This is a genomic window from Variovorax sp. PAMC28562 (genome assembly GCF_014303735.1).
In the GTDB taxonomy this organism is placed as follows: domain Bacteria; phylum Pseudomonadota; class Gammaproteobacteria; order Burkholderiales; family Burkholderiaceae_C; genus Variovorax.
The window spans coordinates 2,304,641-2,329,190 of the sequence record NZ_CP060296.1; the positions used below are offsets into that span (position 1 = coordinate 2,304,641).

Consider the following 24,550-nt stretch of genomic DNA (forward strand, 5'->3'; position numbering starts at 1 on the left):
CAAGCAATTTCCTTCGCGCTGAACGTTCTTCGCTTCTGCCGCAAAATCTTGGCGACATGCAGCGCTTTGCCCCTCTCCTCGATCACATCAGCGCGCGGGCGCGGGAGTTGCCATGGCGCAACTGATGACGCTCATGATCGAGAACGCGCTCGCCCTGATCTTCGGGGTCAGCGTGGCCGCCCGTCTCGGCTTGCCGGTGCCGGCCGCGCCGGTGCTGGTGGTGGCCGGCGCACTGGTGTCCATCGGCCAGGTGTCGCTGCCAGGCGCGCTGCTGGTCGCCGTGCTCGGCAACCTGATCGGCGACGGGGCCTGGTTCTATGCGGGCCGTCGCTACGGTCATCGCTTCATGCGGCTGCTGTGCCGCATCTCGCTGTCGCCGGATTCATGCGTACGCCGCAGCGAATCGCTCATCACGCGCTGGGGCGGCTTGTCGCTGCTGGCGGCCAAGTTCGTGCCCGGCGTGTCGGTCGTGGCACCGCCGATGGCAGGTGCGCTCGGCATGTCGTCCTCGCGCTTCGTGCTGTTCGAAGTCGGTGCTGCATTGGTTTGGGCAGGCGTGTTTCTTGGTTTGGGCTACGCCTTCCGCGACAGTGTGCAGAGCGTGTTGAATGGCCTGGCCGATGCCGGCGGCGTCGCGACCCTCGTGGTGGTGGGTGCGGTGCTCGCGACACTGGCGGTTCGATACGAGCGACGGCGGCGCTTCATTCAACTGACCCGCATGCCGCGCATCGCGGTGAACGAGTTGTATGACTTGATGGGCACCGAAACGCCACCGCTGGTCATCGACGTGCGCGGCAACGCGAGCATTCAGATCGACCCGCGCCGCATTCCCGGCGCACTGCCCTTGAGCCTCAAAGACATCCAGCGTCGCCGCACCGCAAATGCATTCGATGGTGCGCGCGATGTGGTTCTCTATTGCGATTGTCCGAATGACGTTTCGGCTGCCCTGGCAGCGGGCGCGCTGGCCGCGCAAGGCGTGCCGCGCGCCCGGCCACTGGCGGGAGGACTCGATGCGTGGGTGGCGGCGGGCCGGCCGACGTCGTTGCACGCGATAGCGACGGTGGAACGCAAGGCCGGTGCGCCGGACGCCACCGCGGGCGCCATTGCAAACGCCATTGCAGACGCCACTGTCCTGCCCGGCGTCAATCTCTGAATCGCTCCAAGACACTCGCTCGTGCCCTTACCGACAGCCCCGCTCGCCAAACCGTCGGTCGTCGATTCGTCCCCACCCCAAGGACTCACCACCGGCCTGACCTTCGTCTTTGCCGTCGCCTGCGGTTTGTGCGTTGCCAACATCTACTACGCGCAGCCGTTGCTCGGTCCGATCTCCGCCAGCCTCGGCCTGCACGCGGGCCTGGCCGGGCTGATCATGACGTTGATCCAACTCGGCTTCGGCAGCGGCCTGTTGCTGCTGGTGCCGCTGGCCGACGTCATCGAGAACCGGCGCCTCATCTGCTGCATGCTTTCGGTAGTGGTGGTCGGCTTGGGCGGCATCGCGTTGTCCAATTCGGCCGTTACTTTCCTGGCGGGATCTTTCGTGGTCGGCCTATGCGCCGTGGCAGCGCAGGTGCTCGTTCCATTCGCTTCCCACCTGGCGCCGGAGGCCACGCGTGGCAAGGTGGTCGGCAACATCATGGCGGGGTTGCTGGCCGGCATCATGCTGGCGCGGCCGTTCTCCAGCCTGGTCGCGGCGGGCTTCGGTTGGCGCGCTGTGTTCTGGATTTCCGCTGTGGTCATGGCCGCGCTCATCGTCGTGCTGTGGCGTGCGTTGCCGGAACGCCATCCGCATGGGTCGGTCGGATACAGGCGCACCATGGCGTCCTTGCCTGGGATCGTGTGGCGCACGCCGTTGCTGCGGCGCCGGGCGTTCTACCAGGGGATGATGTTCGCGGCTTTCCAGACCTTCTGGACTGCCGTGCCGCTGGCCCTGGTGCATGAGTTCGGCATGGGGCAGGGCGGCATCGCCGCCTTCGCACTTGCCGGTGCCGCAGGTGCATTGGCCGCCCCCTGGTCGGGCCGTCTGGCCGACCGCGGCTTGATGCGTCCTGCCACTGGCTGGGCCATCGCGGTGGGGCTGCTGTCCTTCATGATCGGCGCCGTGTCGGTGCACTACCACTCGCTCGCAGGACTGGTGGCGTCTGCCGTGTTGCTCGACGGTGCGGTGCAGCTTTGCCAGGTGCTCAGCATCCGGAGCATCTTCATGCTGGCGCCGGAACTGCGCGGCCGTTTGAACGGCCTCTTCATGACGTTCATTTTCCTTTGCGCCGCCGTGGCGTCGGGCCTCGCAGCAGCGGTGTACGCCTTTCACGGATGGACGGCGCTGTGTCTTCTGGGTGGCGGCTTCATCTTTGCGGCGGCGCTGCTGTATGCGACCGAATTTCGCAGTCGTCGGATGCTGGCGGCGGCTTGATCTGAGCGTCATACTGACGCCGTCCTGATCACTGGAGCGCACGATATGAAGCGGGTCCCGTTTGTCGGCCAAACGCCGGAACCGTCGATTTCCCCATTCGTCCGCGACGCATGACTGAAATCGCAATGCGAATCGGCACAGCGACAGCGGCAGACCTCGATGGAATCGTGGCGTTGCAGGCGTCCAATCAAACCTCGCTCGGTGGCATGTTGTCGGCTGAAATTGCGCGCTCCCGCATCGAGGCGATGATGCAAAGCATGCCGATGATCGTCGTGCGGTGCGCGCACCGCATCACCGGCTTTCTCATGGCGGCACCGCGCGAGATCAATGCCGATCTGCCGGTCGTACAGGCAATGTTCAATGCCTATCCGGGTGCGGCAAATGCGTATGTCTACGGTCCGGTCTGCGTGGCGCAGGAAGAGCGCGGCAAGGGCCTCGCGGCAGCGATGTTCTCTGAGCTGCGACGCCTGGAGCCGGGGCGCGAAGGCGTTCTGTTCATTCGTGGCGACAATGTCGCGTCGCTTCGTTCTCACGAAAAAATGGGCATGCGAGAGGTCGGCAGGTTCGGCTTGAACGGACTCGATTTCGCCGTTTTTGCGTATGTCGGATAACGGTTGGTATGGACTCCCTCATAGCCGCCTCTGCGCGCTCGCTCGCTGCCGGTGACGCGCTCGGCGCCCTCAAGCGGGTGGCCCTGCGCGACGATCCGCCGGCATTGGCGCTGCGCGGCATCGCGATGGCACAACTCGGCGATTACCCCCGCGCCCGCGAACTGTTGCGACGCGCGGCGCGTGGCTTCGGCACGCATGAAGAAGCGGCACGCGCTCGTTGCATCGTCGCCGAGGCGGAGGTGGCGCTGGCGATGCGCGACCTTGGCAGCTCTTTCCCGTCTTTGCGCTCGCTGGCTGCGGCGGCGACCACCCTGGAGGCGAGAGCCGATCGCGCCGATACGACCGATCTTGGCAACGCGCTGCAGGCACGCTTGATCGTGGCGCGCAGATTGCTGTTGCTCGGTCGTCTCGACGAGGCTGCGGACGCGTTGGCACAGCTCGACGTGCGCGCTTTGCCGTCGCCTTTTGCGGCTGTCGCAGCGGTGGCAGAACTGACAGCGGCCGAGCTGGCGCTGCGTTCGCTGCGGGTGGCGCAGGCGCATGCGGCGCTCGGGCGCGCGCAAGAAGCGGCCGCGCGTGCCCGCGTGCCTGCGCTGATGGCCGAGGTCGCGGAGGCGCAAGCTGGGTTCGACCGTCCGGCCGCGCGGCGCGTTGTCGCCGGCATCGAACTGACACTGCGGCTCGACCAGGTCGCAGCGCTGTTCGCCTCGAACGCCCTGGTGGTCGACGCCTGCCGCCGCGGACTGCAGGCGGGCGATGCGTGGCTGCCACTGGCCAGCCGGCCGGTGCTGTTCGTGCTGCTGCGTGCGCTGGCTGAAGCATGGCCCGGCGAGGTGAACCGCGAAGCTCTGATCGCCAGCGCGTTTCGCATTCGGCGCCCCGACGAGACGCACCGCGCGCGGTTGCGGGTCGAGATCGGCCGTCTGCGCGCGCTGGTGAGCGCATCGACGCAGATCGAGGCCACGGCGCGCGGCTTCGCGCTTCGACCACAGGGCGCGCGCGAGGTTGCCGTGCTGGCACCGCCCATCGATGGCGACCAGGCGTCGCTGGTGGCGTTGCTGTCCGATGGCGCGGCATGGTCGACGTCAGCACTTGCGCTGGCTTTAGGCGCCAGCCAGCGCACCGTGCAGCGCGCGCTGGCCGAGCTCGAAGCCGAGGGCAGGGTGCGCGCCATCGGCCAGGCGCGGGCGCGCCGCTGGCTGGCGCCGCCGCTGACCGGATTCACGACGATCTTGTTACTCCCCGCTGCGCTGCGGATTCAATAAAGTTGTCTCCACGGCGCCGATTTCAGCGCGCTGAAAGGAGTCAGAGATGAATAGCAATGTGAGCAAAGAGAGACCGGCGGCCAAGGTTCGCCCGGCAGAAATCGTCGGTGAGTACGGGCCGTTCGTCGGTTCCGACAAGGTGCACGGCGTGACCCACGACGGCCACAACGTGTGGGCCGCCACCGGCGCCTTGCTGGTCGCCTTCGACCCGTCGAACGGTGCCATTGCACGCACGCTCGACCGCCCCTGCGACGCCGGCACCGCGTTCGACGGCACGCATCTCTATCAAATCGCCGAGACGCGCATCGACAAGATCGACCCGAAGACGGGCGCGGTCGTGGCGTCGATCCCGGCGCCCGGCAGCGGCAGTGATTCAGGGCTCACCTGGGCCGAAGGCAGCTTGTGGGTCGGCCAATACCGCGACCGCAAGATCCATCAGATCAATCCGGAAACGGGCGCAGTGATCCGATCGATCGAGTCGAACCGCTTCGTCACCGGCGTGACCTGGGTCGACGGCGAACTCTGGCACGGCACCTGGGAAGCCGAAGAGAGCGAACTGCGCCGCATCGATCCGCAAAGCGGCACCGTGCTGGATCGGCTCGCGATGCCGAGCGGCACCGGTGTCAGCGGACTCGAGTCCGATGGCGCCGACCTCTTCTATTGCGGCGGCGGAGACAGCGGAAAGGTCCGCGCCGTGCGACGCCCGAAGCAACGGGCCTGATCGGGCCGACGATCGAAACGATTCAATCAATCAAGGAGCACATCATGAACACCGCCGTCGATGAAGCGAAGGGCCTGAACCATTCCGTCGTGTCGAACGAGCGCTGGCTAAGCGCGCGCCAGGCGCTGCTCGTGCGCGAAAAGGAGTTGATGCGGATGCAGGACCAACTCGCGCGTGACCGCCGTTCGCTGCCGTGGCAACGCGTCGAAAACAACTACGTGTTCGATGCGTCCGAAGGCCGTCGCACGCTGTCTGAACTGTTCGAGAGCCGCAGCCAGTTGCTGGTGCAGCACTTCATGTTGGGTCCCGGTTGGGAGCAAGGCTGCCCGAGCTGCTCCTTCATGGCAGACCACACCGACGGCATGACCCTGCACCTGGCGCACCGCGACGTCACGATGGTCGCTGTGTCACGCGCACCGCTCTCCCAGATCGAACGCTTTCGTGAGCGCATGGGCTGGAAGTTCAAGTGGGTGTCGTCCAACGGCAGTGACTTCAACTACGACTTCGGTGTCAGCTTCAGGCCCGACGCGCTGGCCAGGGGCGAGGTCGACTACAACTTCCACATGACTTCGTTTCCAGGCGCAGAAGCGCCCGGCATCAGTGCCTTCTACAAAGACGATTCCGGTCAGGTCTTTCGCACCTATTCGACGTATGGCCGCGGGGTGGAAGTCATGATGGGCACCTACCACATGCTCGATCTCATGCCGCTGGGCCGAGCCGAGCGTGACGTGCCCTACAAGATGGAATGGGTGCGGCACCACGATCGCTACGAGCCGGCACAGAAGGTACCGACGACGGCGACGTCAATTGACTTCGCGAGTCCGGCCTTCCCAATAGGGCTTCCGTAGCTCTGTCTTCAGAATCTTCCCAGCGCCCGTCATCGGCAGCGCATCGCGAAACTCCGTGCTGCGCGGGCACTTGTAGCCGGCGATCAGTTGGCGGCAATGGTCCGCCAGTTGCTTTGTCGTCGCGCTGGCGCCCGGTTTGCACACCACCACCGCGTGCACCGACTCGCCCCACTCGTCGCTGGGAATGCCGATCACGGCGCATGCGGCCACAGCGGGGTGCTGGCTGAGGGCGTTCTCGACCTCGGCCGAATACACGTTCTCGCCGCCGCTCACGATCATGTCCTTCATGCGGTCGACGATGTAGAGGTAGCCGTCGTCGTCCATGCGGCCACCGTCGCCGGTATGCATCCAGCCATCGCGCAACGCGGCGGCGGTTTGCTCCGGTTTGTTCCAGTAGCCGAGCATCACGTTGGCACCACGCACCGCCACCTCGCCGACAGTGCCGCGCGGCACCTCGACGCCCAGCGGGTCGACCACGCGCACCTCGGTCGTGAGTGACGCGCGGCCGGCCGATCGCAGCAGGCCGGTCTGTGCCGCTTCGCTCTTGTGATCCGCAAAGCTGAGATACGTCGCGCAGGGCGACAGCTCGGTCATGCCATAGGCCTGGACGAAGTCGGCACCGGGAAAGCGCTTCATTGCCCGCTGCAGCACGCCTTCGCTGATGACCGACCCGCCATAGCTCATCACCTTCACAGTGCTCAGGTCGTACTGCGCCGCGTCCGGATGGTCGGTGGCCAGCTGGATCATGGTGGGCACGAGCATCAGGTGCGTCACGCGTTGCGCCTGGATGACCTGCAGCGTGCCCAGCGGAGTGAACATCGGGGCGATGATGAAGGTGCCGCCGGCGGCCGCATGGGCGAGCATCAGCGCCGCACAGGCGATGTGGAACATGGGCGCGATCAGCAAAGCGCGGCCGCTCGCTTCGGTGAGACCTTCGCCGAGTGCCGACAACGCGTTGGCACACAGGCTGTCGTGCGTGAGCATCACGCCTTTGGGAAATCCGGTGGTGCCCCCGGTGTACATCACGCCGGCGAGATCCTGGCCACTGCGAGCGGCGTCGGGAACAGGGGCTGCGGCCGCCACGATGGCTTCGTAGTCGAGCATGCCTTCGGGCGTCTCGCCATCGCCGACGTAGACCAGCGTCTGCAGCACCTTGCTTCTACTGCGCAGATCGAGCCCCACCGCTTTGAACTGCTCGTCGACCAGCAGGATGCGGGTTTCGCAATCGTCCAGCGAATAGGCGATCTCGGCTGCGCTCCATCGGATGTTGACCGGATTGACCGCACCGCCACCCCACCAGGTACCGAAGTAGAACTCCAGATAGCGATCGGAGTTGAGACTCAACATGCCGACGCGATCGCCGCGTGCCATGCCCAGTACCTGCAGTGCACCCGCCAGTTTGGCGACGCGATCTGCGTACTGCGCGTAACTGTGTTGGCGTGGTCCGCAGATCGTTGCGGTCCGCCGGGGATGCTGCTGCACCGCACGGTGCAGTCCTTGCGTGAGATACAGCGGCATGGGCTTCTCCTCGACAGTTTCTGGGTTTACCGGCGCGACGTTATCGGCAAACGGCAGCGGCAATGCCTAGGCAGAACCCGTGCTGCAAGATGCCGCACATGATCGAACTTCCCCACAGCCCCGCCGCCGACCGCAACAAGCAACCCATCCTCGATGCGCTGAGTCGGGTCTTGGGAGCGCGCGGCAATGCATTGGAGATTGCTTCCGGAACGGGCCAGCATGTCGCCGCATTCGCGTCGGCTCTGCGCGAATGGGTGTGGCAGCCCACCGATGTCGACGCCAGCATGTTGCCCGCGCTGGCGAGCCGCATCGAGGACGCCGGGCTGCCCAATCTGCGACCGCCGCTTCTGCTCGACGTGACGGCGCCTCAGTGGCCGTCTCATGGCTCAGCTCTGACCAAAAGCTTCGACGCGATCTATTGCGCCAACATGTTGCACATCGCGCCGCCCGCCGCGTGCGCCGGCCTCATGCGAGGGGCAGCGCGGCATCTGCTTTCCGGCGGAATGCTCATCACGTACGGCCCGTACTTCGACGAAAGCCCGCCGGCGCCGAGCAACCGAGCGTTCGATGAAAGCTTGCGTGCCCGCAATCCGCTCTGGGGAATCCGACGCTTGAAGGATGTCGCGGCAGAGGCCCAGCGCCACGGCCTCGTGTTGCGTGAGCGGCACGAGATGCCCGCGAACAATCTGCTGCTGGTCTTCGTGCTCGCGTGAGACCGAGGAGGTGCTTCAGAATGCGCACATGGACCCGCGCTCGAACGATGTTGCAACCCTGACCGACTCCGCCCTGGCAGAGGCCGCGTTCATGGAGCGACGCAAGGCCGCGCAAGGTAATTTCTACGCGCTGGAGCGCGCGCAGGAGTTGGAGAGCGAACTGCGCCGTCGCGCGGGCATCGTCAGCACACTGGGCGCGCCGCTCGCGTTCGCGCGGCCACGGCGGGCTCCGTGGTGGCGCTTCTGGTAACGCGATTGCGCGGCTGAACTCAGGCGATGTCGAAGCGATCCAGGTTCATCACCTTGGTCCATGCCGCCACGAAGTCAGCGACGAACTTCTGCTTTCCGTCCGAGCTTCCGTAGACTTCGGCGACAGCGCGCAGCTGCGCGTTCGAGCCGAACACCAGATCCGCGCGCGTGCCGGTCCACTTGACTTCGCTCGACTTGCGGTCGCGCCCTTCGAACTGCTCACCGGCACCGGCGACAGATTTCCACTCCGTGCCCATGTCGAGCAGGTTGACAAAGAAGTCATTGCTCAACGTGCCCGGCTTGCTGGTGAGAACACCATGCTTCGAGTTCCCGGTATTGGCGCCGAGTACCCGCAGGCCACCAACGAGCACCGTCATTTCGGGCGCCGTAAGCATCAGCAACTGCGACCGGTCGATCAACATGGCTTCAGCGCTTACGCCCCAGCCTGCCTTCATGTAATTGCGAAAGCCATCGGCTACCGGTTCCAACTGAGCGAACGAATCCACATCGGTTTGCTCTTGCGTGGTGTCCATGCGCCCCGGCGTGAAGGGCACGACGACGCCGCCGTCTGCCGCTTGTTCCACGCCGACACCGCCGGCCAGCACGATCAGGTCGGCCACAGAGACCTTCTTGCCGCCGTTTTGGGCGCCGTTGAATTCGCTCTGGATGCCTTCGAGCGTTTTCAGAACCTTCGACAGCTGGTCTGGCTGGTTGACAGCCCAATCCTTCTGCGGGGCCAGCCGAATCCGTGCACCGTTCGCACCGCCGCGTTTGTCGGAGCCGCGGAAAGTCGAAGCCGACGCCCAGGCGGTCGAGACCAGCTGCGCGTTGGTCAAGCCCGACGACGCGATCTTCTTCTTCAGGGTTTCGATGTCTTGTGCATCGACCACGGCGTGGTCGAGCGCAGGGATCGGGTCCTGCCAGATCAAGACTTCAGCCGGCACGTCGGAACCGAGGTAGCGAACGCGTGGTCCCATGTCGCGGTGCGTCAGCTTGAACCAGGCGCGGGCGAACGCGTCGGCAAACTGGTCGGGGTTCGCGAGGAAGCGACGCGAAATCTTTTCGTAGGCCGGGTCTGCGCGCATCGCGATGTCTGTGGTCAACATCATCGGAGACAGGCGCTTTGAAGAGTCGAACGCGTGCGGGATCGTGCCGGCACCGGCGCCGTTCTTCGGCGTCCACTGGTGCGCACCTGCAGGGCTCTTCGTCAATTCCCAGTCGTATGCGAACAGGTTTTCGAAGTAGCTGTTGCTCCACTTCGTCGGCGTTGTCGACCAGGTGACTTCGAGGCCGCTGCTGATCGCATCGACGCCCTTGCCGGTGCGAAAGCTGCTCTTCCAGCCGAGTCCTTGTTCGTCGACGTGGGAGCCCTCGGGCTCAAACCCGACGTGCTCCGTGGGGCCTGCACCATGGGTCTTGCCGAAAGTGTGGCCGCCGGCGTTCAATGCCACGGTTTCCTCGTCGTTCATTGCCATGCGGCTGAACGTTTCGCGGATGTCATGGGCAGAGGCGGCCGGGTCGGGATTGCCGTCCGGGCCTTCGGGGTTGACGTAGATCAAGCCCATCTGCACCGCGCCGAGCGGCTGCTCGAGCACGCGCGAGTGCGGTACTTCGCTGTTGTCGTCTGCGGGCAGGACACCGTGCGTCTTTTCGACGCCCGGCGAGCCCTGTGCATAGCGGATGTCGCCACCCAGCCACTTGGTTTCACGGCCCCAATACACGTCCTGATCGGGTTCCCACACGTCCACGCGGCCACCGGCGAAACCGAAGGTCTTGAACCCCATGCTCTCCAACGCGACGTTGCCCGTGAGGATCATCAGATCGGCCCAGGAGATCTGGTTGCCGTATTTCTGCTTTATAGGCCAGAGCAGGCGGCGCGCCTTGTCCAGATTGGCGTTGTCCGGCCAGCTGTTGATGGGCGAGAAACGTTGCTGACCGCGGGCTGCACCGCCACGACCATCGCCGATGCGGTAAGTGCCGGCGCTGTGCCATGCCATGCGGATGAAGAGGCCGCCGTAATGACCGAAGTCGGCTGGCCACCAGTCCTGCGAATCGGTCATCAGAGCAGTGAGGTCCGACTTCAGTGCGGTCAGGTCCAGCTTCTTGAATTCTTCGGCGTAGTTGAAGTCGGGTCCCAGCGGGTCTGACTTTGACGAGTGCTGATGCAGCAGATCCACGCGCAATTGATTCGGCCACCATTCACGGGTCGTCGTGCCGGCGCCGGTGGCCTGGTTGAAGGGACACTTCGCTTCGCTCTTTTCACTCATGGGGATGCTCCTGTGGTTTTCAGTACGGGTGGGGAGCAAATTCTGTCGCAGAAACTGGGCAGAAGCGAATAGGACTACCTAATGCCAGTGATAGCGGGCGGGTCCTGCGCCGCGATGCGTCGCCGATGCGCAAAGCGAACTACCGTGACGCCGGCCCGTGCCTGCCGCAGCGAAGGCATGACCAACACGCAATCGTCATACGGCGTCAAGATTGGCTCGCCACCGTTGATGCCGATCACGGTGCCCGCTGCGGGGATCACCTCCAGCCCCTTCAAAGGCCTGACGAACTCGACCCCCCCGGCGCGTGCGACGACGCCACCGGTAACCTCCAAAATCCACGGCTTGGCCACGTCGGGCAGTCGCCATGTCGGCAGCACATTTTGTGCATCGGCTTCGTCGACGATGCCCGATGCCAGCAGAAAGCGCAGGCACTGATCCTGCGCCACGTCGCGGCTTCGCAGGTCGCCATGAAAACCGCATTCCACCAACAGCGAACGGGCACCGGCGGCCACGCCGTCAGCACTGCCGAAGCGGCCATAGTCGCGCATGCGAATACCGTCTTTGTGCCCTGCGTCGACCACGATGTGCTCGGCGGCTTTCATCTGCACCGCAAGGTCGATGTTCGCGGGCTGAAGGCCGCTCAGCGTCAATGGCGGTCCAGGTTCATGCATCGAATGGAGGTCGAGCAACCAGTCGGCTTCGCGCACGAAAGGCTCGAGCGCTGCGGCCCTACGTCGCTCAATGGTCACAGGCTCCGCCAGGCGCTCCGACGACCATTGGCGGTTCAGGTCTTCGTCCACGAAGCGCGATGCGTCGTGGTTCGCTGCGTCGAAGCGATCGAAGGCTGCGAGGTTGCACAACGCCAGTGTCAGCTGGCCGCGGCGCGGACGCACGCCGGCCTCGAGCAGCCCTTTCAGCGCCCAGGCGCCGCAAAGTTCGTTGCCATGCACCAGCGCCGAGATCATCACGTGCCGCCCCGGCGCACCACTGTCGAAGCGCCAGACGCCTTCGACGCCGGTGTTGCCGACGCGCCAAGGCGTGATGTCCGGAGCCGTGAGCGCGAAAGCGGGGATGTCTTGCATGCTGACTTGTCCTAGGTATTGCGAACGGCACGATCTTGCAGCAAGTGGCCGACGCTCGGCCTCTGGGGCTTATGTCGCCATGTTTCTTTGAGCGCCCGACTGTGCCTTGCGAGCTTGGTAAACGGCCATCCCGATTCCGGCAACGCTCCCGGTGAGCGCCTGGACGGACAGCCCTTTGGTCAGTAAGAAAAGGTCGAGTGCGATCAAGCCGCTGCCCAGAACGCACGCCACCGCGACACGCCAGCGCGGTGCCGCAGCCCAGCCACCCAGCACGAAGCCGAGGTGGCTCAGGAGTGAACCCAATGGCTGGAGCAAGTACACGAACGCCATATCCTCATCCCCGATGTGGAAGACGCCGATGAAGGCCCGCAAAAGCCAGGTTAGAGCGAGCAAGCCAAGCAACGCGAACGGAAGCACCGCGGCCCATCGCCCGATATCCGGCCAGGTTCGCATTCCCTTGAAGCCGCCGCTGTCGTCGATGCTGAGAAAGCTTGGCTTCTTTGTTGGCTTCGGGCTGGGCGACTCCGCGTTGCCCGGTTTCTTTTTGACTCGGACGAACAAGGCGACAACGACGGCGATCATCGCCAGGGAGAAGAGAAGGGAGAGCGTATTTGGCATGTTGGTCAATGCCCGCATTGGTTGGACGCTTCAACCGTCTTGTTGCGCGCGTTGGACCATGCAGTGGCGGCTGAGGCGATTGCCTGACCGTCGCCGGCCTCGACGAGTCCCGCTAACGTGCGGGTCGCACCCATGAGCGAATCGACCGACGACTTGTACATTTCGCACACCGGGTCCCACGCAGGCTTGGCCTTGGGGTCGCGCTTCATCGTGCCGAGTTCTGCGTTGGCGAGGCTCAGTGCCTGCAGCGGCGCTGCGATGGCTGCGACTTGCGCCTTGTCGGACAGACCGGCTTTCACCGCGATCGTGAGCTTGCGCACTTCGAGCGACACCTTGAGCTTGTGGAAGCGCACCGTGCCGGGCGGGAGCGAGGCCAACTCGGCCTCGTCGCGTTTGAGCGTTTGCTTTGAAAGGGCGGTGCCGAACACGCTGGTCGCCTTGCCGGCAGCGATGAGCGCTACCACGAACGGACCGTCCATCGCCCGCGCTTTGACGCCCTTGTCGCTCAGGTATTCCTTGGTCTTCTCGTAGGTGTCGGCTTCTTTCAGCAGCGGGTTCAGTCTTTCGAGCGCGGCCTTGAGCGCCGTGGCTGGTTCGTCGAGTTCCGGCAGTGATTCGCTGATCGCCGTCGCCCGGTCGAAGGCCTGCAATGGCGCGTCGACATCGTTGCCATTCACCCGGTAACTGTCGAGCGGCGGATTGCCCTTGGCATTCATCTTCGGGTTGGACTGGCGATAGTCTTTGAGGATGTTGCCGAAGTCGTGCCATGGCAGCAACTTGTTGTAGGCGACCACATAGGCGTTGAGTTTCTCGGTCTCTTGCTTTTCCGGCACCACGAGGCCGGCGAGTTTGGGCACGACGTCGGGCTTGCAGGCAGCGAGAGAAAGGGTGAGGGCAAGAGTCGCCGCGCCACAGGCGAGGCAGACACAAAGCCGCGCGGCGGACGCGCGTGGTGAAACCGACATGATCGTCATGAAATTCCTCCTGAATCTTTTTGTATGAGCCGGGGACTCTACACAGCACACACCTGCTTTTGCCCATAGTCACGTGCCTTTGTCGACGGTTTCACAGAGAGCCTGTGCATCTGGTGTGCCTTTTGACTTTTGCTGCGCTCACTACACTGAACCCCATGCGTCGAGCCACCCACTTGCATCGCGATCCAACTCGCCTTACTTCCTATTTCCGGGGTGGCTTTGTGATGCGCAGCCGAAGCGTGAGCGACATCGTGTTGTCGGCCGTCCTCGATGTGCCTGCGCTTTCAGGGAGGTTGATGGCCGACTGGGAAAGAGAGATCTCTGTGCGCCTGGGCCTCGAACCCGGTGATGTCGAGCCTTTGCCCTTGACGCGCGCACGTGCGCGCTGGCCGGACTACAAGCACTGCGTTAAGGCGGCATCGGACTGGACGCGCGCGATCGGACTCGAAGAGGTCATCGCCACCAGTGACATCGCGCTGATGGCGTGCCGCGGCGCGAGGTACCACCACGACGGCGCGCAGTACGGCGGTGCCGCTTTCTGCAATCTCTTCCTGAGCGAGGACAAGGGGCTCGACGTGCACTTCCCGGTGAGCGGACATCGCATTCCGCTGGTCAGGGGCACGGTGCTGGTATTCGATACGGGCCAGCCGCACGCGGTGATCAGGCGCGACCGCGGCGGCTTCAATGCAGCCGATTTCGCATCCGATCTGGATTGCACTCAAGTCTTCCTGACATGGGAACTTCCAATCGAAAACATCGATGTCGCGCGCGCATTGGGAGTCGACTTCGACATCGAGCCCTCGATCGCGTCACGGCTGGAGGAAGAGCAAGTCTGGCGGAACGACGCACCAATGATCGTATGCCCGGAATCCGGGACTTGTCAGTTGCCGATGGGCGTTGGCGGTGCGCATGGCAAATGAAAGACATTGAACTCTTCCCGCCGGCCGGCACCTTCAAGACAAAAGCGGATATGGCCACAGTGCAAATATCGCAGCTATCTACATCGCCCAGATCCGGGGCGCCGCCGCTCGCAGTGCCCACACTTCCGCGCGCCACGCGAGCCACACCTGACGCAGCAACTGCATGGCCGGCTCCACAACCGGCGCCAGCACGCGCAGCACGATCACCTCCGGCTGCGGACTGGTCGTGCCGACCGATTCGCAGAGGCTGTGCGCATCGCTCAAGGCGCGCGCAATGTCGAGCAAGGTATCGCGCCGTGCCTTCGGCATGGGTGAACCACTGATGAAAAATAGCGACGCCATGCAGCGGTTGCCAGCCAATCCGATGGGGCTCTGGAGCAACCGCCGGTCGGCCGCGTCGATGCGCCCGCGCTCCAGCCACTTGCCCGGCACTTCGATGTGCTGCAGCAGCGTGCCGCGGTCGAAGGGCAGGTTGGCGTGCGGCAGGCCGAGGGCGGTCACGTCCCAGCCGATGAGTTCGGCGCCCGGTGCGGCATCGATGGTGATGTGGTTCTCGGCGCGGCAGCCGCTGTAGCAGATCGCCTCCAGCGGCAACCATTCGAGGCGTGCCTCCGGTGCCAGTGAGAGGTGCGTTCGTTGCAAAGCCAACTCGCCGTCGGAGCGATAGAAGCGCGATGCGCCGGGCGTCGTGATCAGGCCGTGACTGCCGCCTGCGACCTTGACGTCGATGTCGAGCGTGTCGCCGCCGACCAGTCCGCCGGGTGGGTGGACCAGCACGTTATGGCACACCGCATCGCCTTCGGGATACAGGCTCTGCAGGATGCGCAGTGGACCGTCGTGCCTGAAGCGGGCGACGCTGCGGTTTTGTTCGTTCTGGTAGTCGAGATGAAGTCGGGCGTGCCACGGCATGCGGCGAGTCTAAGGGGCCGACTCGAGGCCCTCGTGTGCCGCAGCGGCGTCGTGGATCAGCGCAGGCCCGATGCCCGACCAGACGATGGCGCCCGCGCACATCACGCAAGGCTCGCCCAAGGTGCCGACGAGGAAAACGCACACCAAAACACCTGGGCAGCACACACGGGTGCCTCCGATCCGCTTGAAAGAAGGACCGAGATCGAGGCCATGCTGGACTGATCGACCAGCGCGCCTTGTCAGCGTGTTTCCCAGAAGCCGCGGTGCGTCGCAATCATCTCGCCGGTCAACGCCGGCACCGGGCCGATCACCTCGACCGCCTTCTGCCCGCGTGCGAACACCTCGCGGCACGGCAGGCTCAAGGTCGGGTTCTCGGGATGGTCGCCGGTGAGCGCGAGCAGGTCGGCTTCTTCGGCGCCGTAGACGATGCGACCGATGTTCGCCCAGTACGCGGTGCCCGCACACATCGCGCAGGGCTCGAAGGTCGTGACCAGCGTGCACTGCCACAGGTAGTCCGCGGGCCAGTTCCGTGCCGCGTGGCGCGCCAGCGTCGCCTCTGCATGATGGACCGTGTCGATGTTGCCCTGCTCGGCCAGCACCGTCTCGCCGTCGGGTGCGATGAGCACTGCCCCGAACGGGTGTCGGCCCATCGCCATGGCGCGTCGCGCGACTGCGTCTGCCCGGCGCAACGCTTGCGCTATCTGTTCATCGGTCATTCGTTGATCACGCGTGGATCACGCGTGGATCACTCACCCTGCGAGCCTCGGTGCGCCCAGCCGGTCGTGTGCTTTTCAATCACGCTGAAGAGCTCGTACATCGCCATCGCCATCGCGCCCACCACCATCAGCCCGGCGAAAGCCAGGCCCATCTGCATGGCCGAGCCGGCGGAGATCAGCAGGTAGCCGATACCTTCGTTGGCAGCCGTCATTTCCGACACCGTGGTGCCGACGAAGGCCAGCGTGATTGCCACCTTGAGCGATGCGTAGAAGTACGGCATCGAACGCGGCAGCCCGATCTTGATCAGCACGTCCCAGCGCTTGGCGCCGAGCACGCGCAGCACGTCTTCCAGCTCGGGCTCCAGCGTGGCGAGGCCGGTCGCGATGTTGACCATGATCGGGAAGAAGCTGATCAAGAACGCGGTGAGGATGGCCGGCCCGGCGCCGATGCCGAACCACACGACAAGGATCGGCACGAAGGCCGCCTTGGGCAGCGCGTTGAAGGCCGTCATGAGCGGGTACATCGCCGCATACGCCAGTCGCGAGCTGCCGACCACGAAGCCGAGCAGCACGCCCACCACGATCGCCAGCCCGAAGCCCGCCATCGTCACCCAGTAAGTGCGCCACGCATGGCCAGCGATGATGAGTTTGAACTCCCAGAATTGCGTCCAGATGCGCCACGGGCTCGGAAAGATGAACTCGGAAACGCCGAAGCCGTCGCAGATGATTTGCCACAGCACCAGCACCGCCACCAACAAAAGCCACGGCGACCAGCGTTCGATCTGCTTGCTGTTTTTCATCATCATCATGTCGATACCGCCGCCGAAGTTGCCGCAGCGCTGATGCTTGTATTCCGGATGGCGCCGATGTGGCTGCGCAGCTCCAGCACGATGTCGGTGAACTCCTTGGTGTAGGTGAGTTCGAGTTCGCGTGGGCGCGGCAATTCGATCTCTCGTTTGACGACGAAGCGGCCGGGGCTCTTGCTCATCACATACACCGTGTCGGCCAGAAAAGCCGACTCGCGCAGGTCGTGCGTCACCAGGATCACGTTGAACTGCTGCTCGGTCCAGAGGTCGCGCAGGATGCACCAGAGTTCTTCGCGGGTGAAGGCATCGAGCGCGCCGAAAGGTTCGTCGAGCAACAGCATCTTGGGCTCATGAATGAGCGCGCGGCAGATGCTGGCGCGTTGCTGCATGCCGCCCGACAGCTGCCACGGAAACTTGTCTTCGTAGCCCGCGAGGCCGACCTTTTGCAGCAGCTTGCGGGCGCGCTCGACGTACTCCTTGCGATTGCGCTTGAACGACGAGCGATAGGGCTCGACGATCTCCAGCGGCAGCAGCACGTTGTCGACCGTGGTGCGCCAGGGCAGCAGCGACGGCGCCTGAAACGCCATGCCCGAAATCTTGAGTGGCCCGGTCACCGGCGCACCGTCGATGCGGATGCGGCCCATCGACGGCATGCGCAGCCCGGTCGTGAGCTTCATGAAGGTCGACTTGCCGCAGCCCGAAGGTCCGACGATGGCGATGAACTCGCCGCGCTTCACCTTGAGGTCGATCGCTTCGACTGCAAAGTGATTGGCGCGCAGCAACTCTTCGTTGTAGGCGAGCCAGACGTCCTGGAAGTCGACGAAAGGGGCGTCCGGTTGGTCGGTCGGACCCGCAGTCCCGGCCATCACTTCTTCAGGACGTTGAGCTCGGCCGCGCTCGGCAGCATGGTCCCGTTCCACACGGCATCGGGGCTGACACGGGTCTTGGTGGCGAAGGCGTCCGACACCTGCGATGCCATCAGCGCCATGCGGCCGGGGTTCACGTTGCCGAAGCCTTCGGTGCGCGCGTCGGGCGTGTTGATGACGGTGTCGATGGCGAGCTGCAGGCGACGCGTTTCGAGTTTGCTGTCAATGATGCCGTCACGCGCCTTCACCGATTCGATTGCGACGGTCGGGCTCGCGATCACTTCCTTCATGCCCTTGGCAAAGGCCGCGAGAAACGCCTTCACCGCCGCCGGGTTTTCTTTCAGCAGCTTTGGGGATACGACGATGGCATTGCCATAGAGCTTCACCCCGTAGTCGGGATAGGGCAGCACCACCACGTCGGCCGCCTTGGCGCCGCGCGCTTCGAGGTTGAGCAGCGAGGTGAAGGTGAAGCCGGTGATCGCATCGATGTCGCCGCGCATGAGCATGGTCTCGCGCAGCGCCGGGTCCATGGTGGTCCATTGCACCGCGCCGATGTTGTTGGCCTTGGCGAAGATCGGAAAGGCGCGACGACCGGCGTCGAACACCGGCGCGCCGAGCTTCTTGCCCGTCAGGTCGGCCGGCTTGGTGATGCCGCTTTTCTTGAGCGCCATGACCGACGCCGGCGTGTTGTTGTAGACCATCATCACGGCGATGGGTTTGTTCGGTGCGTCGGGGTTGTTGGCGTGAAACTCCATCAGCGCCGCCATGTCGGCAAAGCCCATGTCGTAAGCACCCGATGCAACGCGAGTGACCGTGCCGCCCGAGCCGTTGCCCGCATCGACCGCCACGTCAAGTCCCGCGGCCTTGAAATAGCCTTTGGCCGCAGGATGAAGAAAGAGCGCCGCCGGGCCCTCGAAGCGCCAGTCGAGCTGGAACTTGAGCGGCGTCATCGTCTGTGCGCCGGCGGCAAGGCCGAAGCTGAGCGCCGAGGCGGAGAGGAAGGTCTGGAGCAGTTGGCGTTTGTTCATTCTGGAATCCGGTGAGTGATGCACCGGATTCAAGCAAAAACGGTGCCCGCACGCACTTGGTGCGAACCCGCTCGCGTCTTTTGCGTGGCGCGGCTACTTCTGGATATTGGCGTTTGCGACGGCCAGCGCGGTCATGTTGACGACCCGTCGCACCGTCGCCGACGGCGTCAGTACATGCGCCGAGCGGGTTGCACCGAGCAGGATCGGGCCGACCGTGATGCCGTTGCCGCCGGTCATCTTCAACACGTTGAACAGGATGTTCGCGGCGTCGAGGTTCGGGCAGATCAGCAGGTTGGCCGAACCGGTGAGGGTGCTGTCGGGCATCGACTGAAAGCGCACTTCTTCAGACAGGGCGGCGTCGCCGTGCATCTCGCCGTCGCACTCGATGTCGGGCGCCATCTTGGCAAACAGGTCGCGGGCGATGCGCATCTTGCGAGCCGAGCCGCGCTCGGACGTGCCGAAGTTCGAATGCGACAAGAAGGCCACCTTGGGCGGCAGCCCGAAGCGGCGCACTTCTTCGGCGGCCATCATGGCGATCTGCGCCAGTGTCTCGGCGCTCGGATCTTCATGCACGTTGGTGTCGGCGATGAAGAGGGTGTGCTTTTCCAGGGTCAGCGCGTTCAGCGTAGCGAAGCCGGGGCCACCGCGCTGCGTTCCGAGCAGCTGGCCGAGGATCTTCAAGTGGCTGTCGAAGCGACCGACCAGGCCGCACAACATCGCGTCGGCATCGCCCAGATGCACCATCAACGCCGCGATGGTCGTGTTGGAGCGGCGCACCATCGCCTTCGAGGCCTCCGGAGAGATGCCGCGGCGGCCCATGAGCTTGTGATACGCCTCCCAATAGGTGCGAAAGCGCGGGTCGTTTTCGGGGTCGACGATGTCGACGTCCTTCTCCAGGTTCAGATGCAGCCCGGCCTTCTTGACACGCGCCTCGATGACCGCCGGCCGGCCGATCAGCACCGGCCGCGCCAGGCCTTCGTCGACTGCCAATTGCGCCGCGCGGAGCACGCGGTCGTCTTCGCCTTCTGCATAGGCCACGCGCTTGGCCTTCGCCAGCTTGGCTGCACTGAACACCGGCCGCATGAACATGCCGGTCTGGTAGACGAACTGCGTGAGGTGCTGGCGATACGCTTCCAGGTCTTCGATGGGCCGTAGCGCCACGCCCGAGTCGGCTGCGGCCTTGGCGACGGCCGGTGCGATGCGCAGGATCAACCGCGAATCGAACGGTTTCGGAATGATGTAGTCGGGCCCGAACACCAGCTCCTGCCCCGCATAGGCGGTCGCAACTTCTTCGCTGATGTCGGCCTTGGTCAAGTCGGCGATTTCGCGCACACAGGCGAGCTTCATTTCTTCGGTGATCTTGCTGGCGCCACAGTCGAGCGCGCCGCGAAAGATATACGGAAAGCACAGCACGTTGTTGACCTGGTTCGGATAGTCCGAGCGGCCCGTCGCGATGATGCAGTCGGGCCGCACCGCCTTTGCCAGCTCGGGGCGGATCTCAGGCTCCGGGTTGGCCAGCGCCAGGATGATGGGCTGGCTGCCCATGCTCTTGACCATGTCCTGCGTGACCACGCCGGGCGCCGAGCAGCCGAGGAACACGTCGGCGTTTTTCATGACGTCGGCCAGCGTGCGGGCTCCGGTGTCTTTTTGTGCATAGCGCGACTTCGAATCGTCGAAACCACCGGCACGGCCCATGAAGATCAGGCCCTTCGAATCGACCGCGTAGATGTTGCTGTGCTTGGCACCCAGGCCGACCATCACGTCGAGGCAGGCGATGGCTGCCGCACCCGCACCCGACACGGCGATCTTCACGTCTTCGATCTTCTTGCCGACGAGTTCGAGCCCGTTGATGAGCGCCGCAGCGGAGATGATGGCGGTGCCATGCTGGTCGTCGTGGAACACCGGAATGTTCATGCGCTCGCGCAGCTTGCGCTCGATGTAGAAGCACTCGGGCGCCTTGATGTCCTCGAGGTTGATGCCACCCAGCGTCGGCTCCAGTGCCGCGATGATGTCGACCAGTTTGTCGGGGTCGTTCTCGGCCAGCTCGATGTCGAACACGTCGATGCCCGCGAACTTCTTGAACAGGCAGGCCTTGCCTTCCATCACCGGCTTGCTGGCGAGCGGACCGATGTTGCCCAGTCCCAGTACCGCGGTGCCGTTGGTCACCACGCCGACCAGGTTGCCGCGCGATGTGTAGACCGCCGCCAGCGACGGGTCGGCCTGGATGTCGAGGCATGGGTATGCCACGCCGGGGGAGTAGGCCAGCGACAGGTCGCGCTGGTTCAGCAGCGGCTTGGTCGGCGTGATCGAGATCTTGCCGCGCACAGGGCTGCGGTGGTACTCGCGTGCGGCGTCGCGCAGTGCTTGTTCTGCGGGGGAAAGGTCGGCTGCCATGAAGTGTCTCCTGGTTCTTTGGGCGAAAGAAACAGGCTACTGCAAAGCATGGTTTCCATGTGTAGTGGAAATACCTTCAAGCCGGCGCCAACTCCGGCTTCAGAGGTGCACGATGTCGTCGAGAAGCCGGTAGTCGGGCAGCGAGGTGTCGATTGCCTTGCCGTCGCGGATCACGGTGCGGTCGAACTGCGTACGCGCCAGCATCTCGGAATAGTTGCGCGCCTTGAGCACGATCAGGTCGGCCGGCATGCCCACCGCGAGCGTGCCGCGGTCGATGCCCATGATGGCGGCCGGGGTGGCCGTGGCGGCCTTGATCCAGTCGTCCAGCGGATGGTCCAGATGCAGGATCTTCACGGCCTGCGTGAAGGTGTCGAGCATGTCGTGATCGCCGTAGGCATAGTACGGGTCGCGGCAGTTGTCGCCGGCCACCGCCACGCGCAAGCCGGTCGCCTTCATTTCGTGCAGCGTGGTGACGCCGCGCCAACGCGGCGTGCGCGCCGTCGGGCTGCGGTCTTGCAGGTACATGTTGACTGTCGGCAGGCTGACGATGTCGATGCCGGCATCGCGGCAGGCCGCGATCGTCTCTTCGATGAACTCATCGGTCTGCAAGGCCAGCGCGGTGCAATGCCCGCACAGGATGCGGCCGGCAAAGTCTTTTTGCAGCGCAGTGCGTGCCACGCGAATCAGCGTTCGCGAGCGCGGGTCGGTCGACTCGTCGACATGCAGGTCCATGTCGAGTCCGCGTTCCATCGCCAGGGTGAACACGTTGGCCAGCGCCTCGTCGAGTTCCGCCGGCATCGGATCGTCGGGGTACTTGCCGAAGCGCGTGACGCAACCCAGGTTGCCCCCACTCTCGGCCACGATGTCGGCCAGTTGGCGGCCTTCGTCGGTCAGGAAAATGTCCATCGGTGCGATCGACGACACCTGCAGATCGATGCGGCCGGCCCAGCGCTCGCGCATTTCGCGCAGCACCGGAAACGAGATCGAAGACTGCGGTGCCAGCGAGTCGAGGTGCGTGCGGATCGCGACCACGCCCTTGGCATAGGCGGTCGAAAGTCCGAACTCCATGCGACGCCGCACGTCTTCAGCGCTCCAGTGCGCCGAGCGGTCGGCCATCGTGGCCTTTGCGGCGCCCGCACCATCGCCGGTGGTGTTGGGCTGACGCGGCCAGATGTGTCCCTTGTCGAGGTGGGTGTGGCAGTCGACCATGCCCGGCAACACCATCGACGCATCGAGATCGGGGCCCAGTTCTGCGGGCAGCGTGCCGGCCGGCTCGATGGCGGCGATGCGACCGTTCTCGACCAGCAGATCGATGCCGACGAGGCCTTCGGAGCGGCGCGCCGGAAAGTCGCCCTCGACCAGGCAACCCGGTGCGCTGAGTTGGCGCAGGGCATAGCGCGATGTCGCGGGTGGTTGAAAGAAGGAGTGGGTCATGGGCTGCGGGGAAAGACAAAAATGGGCCTGGCGCGGTGGCGTACGAGACTGCGCATGCGGTGAGGGTCGGGCTTCAATGGCGAGCAAGGACTGTGCCTGTGCTGGGCCATGGTCGACAAAGTCGGCGCAGACGAGTTGCACGCACGCCGAGCTAGTGCGTCCCGGTCGTCTTCTCGTCGTTTTCGTTCGAGATGGCAAAAAGATCCCACGCCGCCATGAAGAGCGCCGCGATCAGCGGTCCGATCACGAAGCCGTTGATGCCGAAAACCGCGATGCCGCCGATGGTCGACATCAGCACGATGTAGTCGGGCATCTGCGTGTCTTTGCCGACCAGCAGCGGCCGCAGGATGTTGTCGACCAGCCCGATGACGAACACGCCGACGAAGATCAGCACGCCGCCTTGCCAGAAGTGCCCGGTCGCCAGAAAGTAGATGGCGACCGGTCCCCAGATCAGCGCTGCGCCCACTGCCGGCAGCAGCGACAGAAACGCCATCAGCACGGCCCAGAGCAGCGCGCCCTGCACGCCGAGAAAGAAAAAGGAGAGGCCTCCGATCGTGCCCTGCGCAATCGCCACTGCCACGTTGCCTTTGATGGTCGCGCGGATGACGGTGGTGAACTTGTTGAGCAGGTAGTGCGTGTGCGGTTTCGCGAGCGGCAAGGCGTCGCGAATCTTCTTGGACAAAGGTGCACCGTCGCGCAGCAGGAAGAACAGCAGGTAGAGCATCACGAAAAAGCTCACCAGGAAGTCGAAGGTGTTCTGCCCGATGGTCAGCGCCTTGCCCGCGACCAATTGACTGCCTTCTGCGGCGCCGGCGGTGATGCGCGCCTCCCATGCAGCCATATCGCCGAGGTTGAAGCGCTCGAGGAGATTCAGCAACCAGCGAGGCAATGCGGCCAGGATTTGCTGAAAGTAGTTGGCGAAGTTGATCTGCCCCGAACGGATGTTTTGCGCCACCAAGGCCACCTCCTGCACCAGCGAAACGCCAACCAGCGCCAGCGGCAGGATCACGATGACGAGACAGATCGCGAGGGTGGCCATCGCGGCCAGTGTCCTGCGCTTCGGCATCTTTTTCAGCAGCAGGTTGTAGAGCGGCGTGAACAGGATGGCCAGGGCCACGCCCCACATCACCGCACCGAAAAAAGGCATCAACACCCAGACGAAGGCGGCGGTGACGGCGAACAAAAGCGCCAGAAACACGCCGCGCTGGAGTTGAGGGGAATTCATATGGCTCGGACTGTAGCCGAGCGGCAGGACGGTACTTGTCGGCTGATGCGCTCTGCTGGCACTCCGGGCCAATACCGATTCCAGTTGGGGTGCACCGTCGTAGGCTGACATCGATCTCGATGACCTGAAAGACAACCAAAGACATGACACAGGAAAAAGCCCAACCCTCACGCCGCAGGGCATTGCTGCAACTTGGAACCGCGGTCGGTGCCGGTGCCCTTGCAGGCTGCGCCACTTCGACTACATCGGGGACGTCCGGCAATCCAACGGCCGGCGGCATCCCCAAGTTCCAGGTGATGGGCAGCACCATCCCGATCATGGGCAGCGACGAGGTGTTTCCGGTGCGGCGCGTCTACTGCATCGGCCGCAACTATGCTGCGCATGCGATCGAACGCGGTTCCGACCCGACCCGCGAGCCGCCGTTCTTTTTTCAAAAACCGAACGACTCGGTGCAATTGGTGCCGCGTGGTGTGACTGTCGATCACCCGTATCCGCCAGTCACGAAGAACTACCACTACGAGGTCGAACTCGTAGCGGCGCTGCACAAAGGCGGCCGCAACATCCGGCCGGAGCAGGCGCTCGATTGCGTCTATGCCTATGCCGTGGGGCTCGATATGACTCGCCGCGATTTGCAGAACGCCATGGCCGCAGAAAAGAAGCCGTGGGAGATCGGCAAGTCGTTCGACCACTCGGCCGTGGTCAGCCATCTGCATCCGGTGAGCCAGACCGGGCACTTCACCGAGGGCGCGATTTCGCTGAAGGTGAATGGGGAGGTCAAGCAGTCGAGTGACCTGTCGAAAATGATCTGGAGCGTGGCCGAACAGATCGCCAACCTGTCGACCTACAACGAGCTGTTTCCCGGCGACATCATCTATTCGGGCACGCCGGAGAACGTCGGCCCGGTCGTCGTCGGCGATGTGATGACGGGGCACATCGACGGGCTCTACGACATCAAGGTGAAGGTGGTCTGAGCGCT

Annotated in this window: 24 protein-coding genes; 10 read left to right on the plus strand and 14 right to left on the minus strand. The window is 64.3% G+C overall.

Annotated elements, in window-relative coordinates:
• The first annotated feature begins 112 nt into the window (after positions 1-112).
• From H7F36_RS10930 to H7F36_RS10955, 6 genes are all read left to right on the plus strand, one after another.
• On the plus strand, positions 113-1,153 hold the full coding sequence (locus H7F36_RS10930) for a VTT domain-containing protein (RefSeq protein ID WP_187054684.1): 1,041 nt from the start codon (positions 113-115) through the stop codon (positions 1,151-1,153).
• A gap of 21 nt (positions 1,154-1,174) precedes the next feature.
• Entirely contained in the window at positions 1,175-2,410 is a 1,236-nt protein-coding gene (locus H7F36_RS10935) for an MFS transporter (protein WP_187054685.1), read from the plus strand.
• Between the two features lie 110 nt (positions 2,411-2,520).
• Positions 2,521-3,021 (plus strand): GNAT family N-acetyltransferase, encoded by a 501-nt coding sequence (locus H7F36_RS10940; protein WP_187054686.1) that lies wholly within the window; start codon positions 2,521-2,523, stop codon positions 3,019-3,021.
• Positions 3,022-3,029: 8 nt separating this feature from the next.
• A complete protein-coding gene (locus H7F36_RS10945) occupies positions 3,030-4,286 on the plus strand; it encodes a helix-turn-helix domain-containing protein (protein ID WP_187054687.1) in 1,257 nt (418 codons plus the stop codon).
• A 46-nt stretch (positions 4,287-4,332) separates the two neighbouring features.
• Entirely contained in the window at positions 4,333-5,007 is a 675-nt protein-coding gene (locus tag H7F36_RS10950; protein ID WP_187054688.1) for a hypothetical protein, read from the plus strand.
• 44 nt (positions 5,008-5,051) lie between these two features.
• Positions 5,052-5,855, plus strand: coding sequence for a DUF899 domain-containing protein (locus H7F36_RS10955; RefSeq protein ID WP_187054689.1), 804 nt, complete (start codon positions 5,052-5,054; stop codon positions 5,853-5,855).
• Here H7F36_RS10955 and H7F36_RS10960 read toward each other — a convergent pair.
• Entirely contained in the window at positions 5,811-7,373 is a 1,563-nt protein-coding gene (locus H7F36_RS10960) for an acyl-CoA synthetase (RefSeq protein ID WP_261802579.1), read from the minus strand. The genes H7F36_RS10955 and H7F36_RS10960 overlap by 45 nt on opposite strands.
• A gap of 98 nt (positions 7,374-7,471) precedes the next feature.
• On the opposite strand from H7F36_RS10960, the gene H7F36_RS10965 reads away from it, so the two are divergent.
• Complete coding sequence (locus H7F36_RS10965; RefSeq protein ID WP_187054915.1) at positions 7,472-8,086, plus strand: DUF938 domain-containing protein; 615 nt, start codon at positions 7,472-7,474, stop codon at positions 8,084-8,086.
• A gap of 28 nt (positions 8,087-8,114) precedes the next feature.
• A complete protein-coding gene (locus H7F36_RS10970) occupies positions 8,115-8,336 on the plus strand; it encodes a hypothetical protein (RefSeq protein ID WP_187054690.1) in 222 nt (73 codons plus the stop codon).
• Positions 8,337-8,355: 19 nt separating this feature from the next.
• On the opposite strand, the gene katG is transcribed toward H7F36_RS10970, so the two are convergent.
• From katG to H7F36_RS10990, 4 genes are all read right to left on the minus strand, one after another.
• Entirely contained in the window at positions 8,356-10,602 is a 2,247-nt protein-coding gene (gene katG, locus H7F36_RS10975; RefSeq protein ID WP_187054691.1) for a catalase/peroxidase HPI, read from the minus strand.
• A gap of 74 nt (positions 10,603-10,676) precedes the next feature.
• The gene (locus H7F36_RS10980) at positions 10,677-11,684 is read right to left on the minus strand and encodes a succinylglutamate desuccinylase/aspartoacylase family protein (protein WP_187054692.1); all 1,008 of its coding nucleotides are present in this window, start codon (positions 11,682-11,684) and stop codon (positions 10,677-10,679) included.
• 69 nt (positions 11,685-11,753) lie between these two features.
• Entirely contained in the window at positions 11,754-12,311 is a 558-nt protein-coding gene (locus H7F36_RS10985) for a hypothetical protein (protein ID WP_187054693.1), read from the minus strand.
• Positions 12,308-13,276 (minus strand): DUF3829 domain-containing protein, encoded by a 969-nt coding sequence (locus tag H7F36_RS10990; RefSeq protein ID WP_187054694.1) that lies wholly within the window; start codon positions 13,274-13,276, stop codon positions 12,308-12,310. The genes H7F36_RS10985 and H7F36_RS10990 overlap by 4 nt, the downstream gene beginning before the upstream one ends.
• Before the next feature lie 155 nt (positions 13,277-13,431).
• Between H7F36_RS10990 and H7F36_RS10995 the strand changes: the two genes are divergently transcribed.
• Positions 13,432-14,196 carry a hypothetical protein gene (locus tag H7F36_RS10995; RefSeq protein WP_187054695.1) on the plus strand — a complete coding sequence of 255 codons (765 nt, stop codon included), beginning with the start codon at positions 13,432-13,434 and terminating at the stop codon, positions 14,194-14,196.
• Between the two features lie 78 nt (positions 14,197-14,274).
• On the opposite strand, the gene H7F36_RS11000 is transcribed toward H7F36_RS10995, so the two are convergent.
• The 9 genes from H7F36_RS11000 to H7F36_RS11035 all read right to left on the minus strand — a co-directional run bounded on the left by H7F36_RS11000 (position 14,275) and on the right by H7F36_RS11035 (position 23,574).
• Positions 14,275-15,105: an urease accessory protein UreD gene (locus H7F36_RS11000; protein WP_187054696.1), complete on the minus strand. Its 831-nt coding sequence runs from the start codon at positions 15,103-15,105 to the stop codon at positions 14,275-14,277.
• A gap of 9 nt (positions 15,106-15,114) precedes the next feature.
• Complete coding sequence (locus tag H7F36_RS22175; protein WP_261802580.1) at positions 15,115-15,249, minus strand: hypothetical protein; 135 nt, start codon at positions 15,247-15,249, stop codon at positions 15,115-15,117.
• Positions 15,250-15,344: 95 nt separating this feature from the next.
• Positions 15,345-15,821, minus strand: coding sequence for a nucleoside deaminase (locus H7F36_RS11005; RefSeq protein WP_187054697.1), 477 nt, complete (start codon positions 15,819-15,821; stop codon positions 15,345-15,347).
• Positions 15,822-15,850: 29 nt separating this feature from the next.
• On the minus strand, positions 15,851-16,621 hold the full coding sequence (locus H7F36_RS11010; protein ID WP_187054916.1) for an ABC transporter permease: 771 nt from the start codon (positions 16,619-16,621) through the stop codon (positions 15,851-15,853).
• A gap of 5 nt (positions 16,622-16,626) precedes the next feature.
• Entirely contained in the window at positions 16,627-17,493 is an 867-nt protein-coding gene (locus H7F36_RS11015) for an ABC transporter ATP-binding protein (protein WP_187054698.1), read from the minus strand.
• Positions 17,493-18,521 carry an ABC transporter substrate-binding protein gene (locus tag H7F36_RS11020; protein WP_187054699.1) on the minus strand — a complete coding sequence of 343 codons (1,029 nt, stop codon included), beginning with the start codon at positions 18,519-18,521 and terminating at the stop codon, positions 17,493-17,495. Before H7F36_RS11020 ends, H7F36_RS11015 begins: the two co-directional genes overlap by 1 nt.
• A 93-nt stretch (positions 18,522-18,614) precedes the next feature.
• On the minus strand, positions 18,615-20,915 hold the full coding sequence (locus tag H7F36_RS11025; protein WP_187054700.1) for an NADP-dependent malic enzyme: 2,301 nt from the start codon (positions 20,913-20,915) through the stop codon (positions 18,615-18,617).
• A 99-nt stretch (positions 20,916-21,014) separates the two neighbouring features.
• Positions 21,015-22,349: a cytosine deaminase gene (locus H7F36_RS11030; RefSeq protein WP_187054701.1), complete on the minus strand. Its 1,335-nt coding sequence runs from the start codon at positions 22,347-22,349 to the stop codon at positions 21,015-21,017.
• A gap of 151 nt (positions 22,350-22,500) precedes the next feature.
• Positions 22,501-23,574: an AI-2E family transporter gene (locus H7F36_RS11035; RefSeq protein ID WP_187054702.1), complete on the minus strand. Its 1,074-nt coding sequence runs from the start codon at positions 23,572-23,574 to the stop codon at positions 22,501-22,503.
• A gap of 143 nt (positions 23,575-23,717) precedes the next feature.
• Here H7F36_RS11035 and H7F36_RS11040 point away from each other — a divergent pair, with 143 nt between their 5' ends.
• Positions 23,718-24,545: a fumarylacetoacetate hydrolase family protein gene (locus tag H7F36_RS11040; RefSeq protein ID WP_187054703.1), complete on the plus strand. Its 828-nt coding sequence runs from the start codon at positions 23,718-23,720 to the stop codon at positions 24,543-24,545.
• The last annotated feature ends 5 nt before the right edge of the window (positions 24,546-24,550 follow it).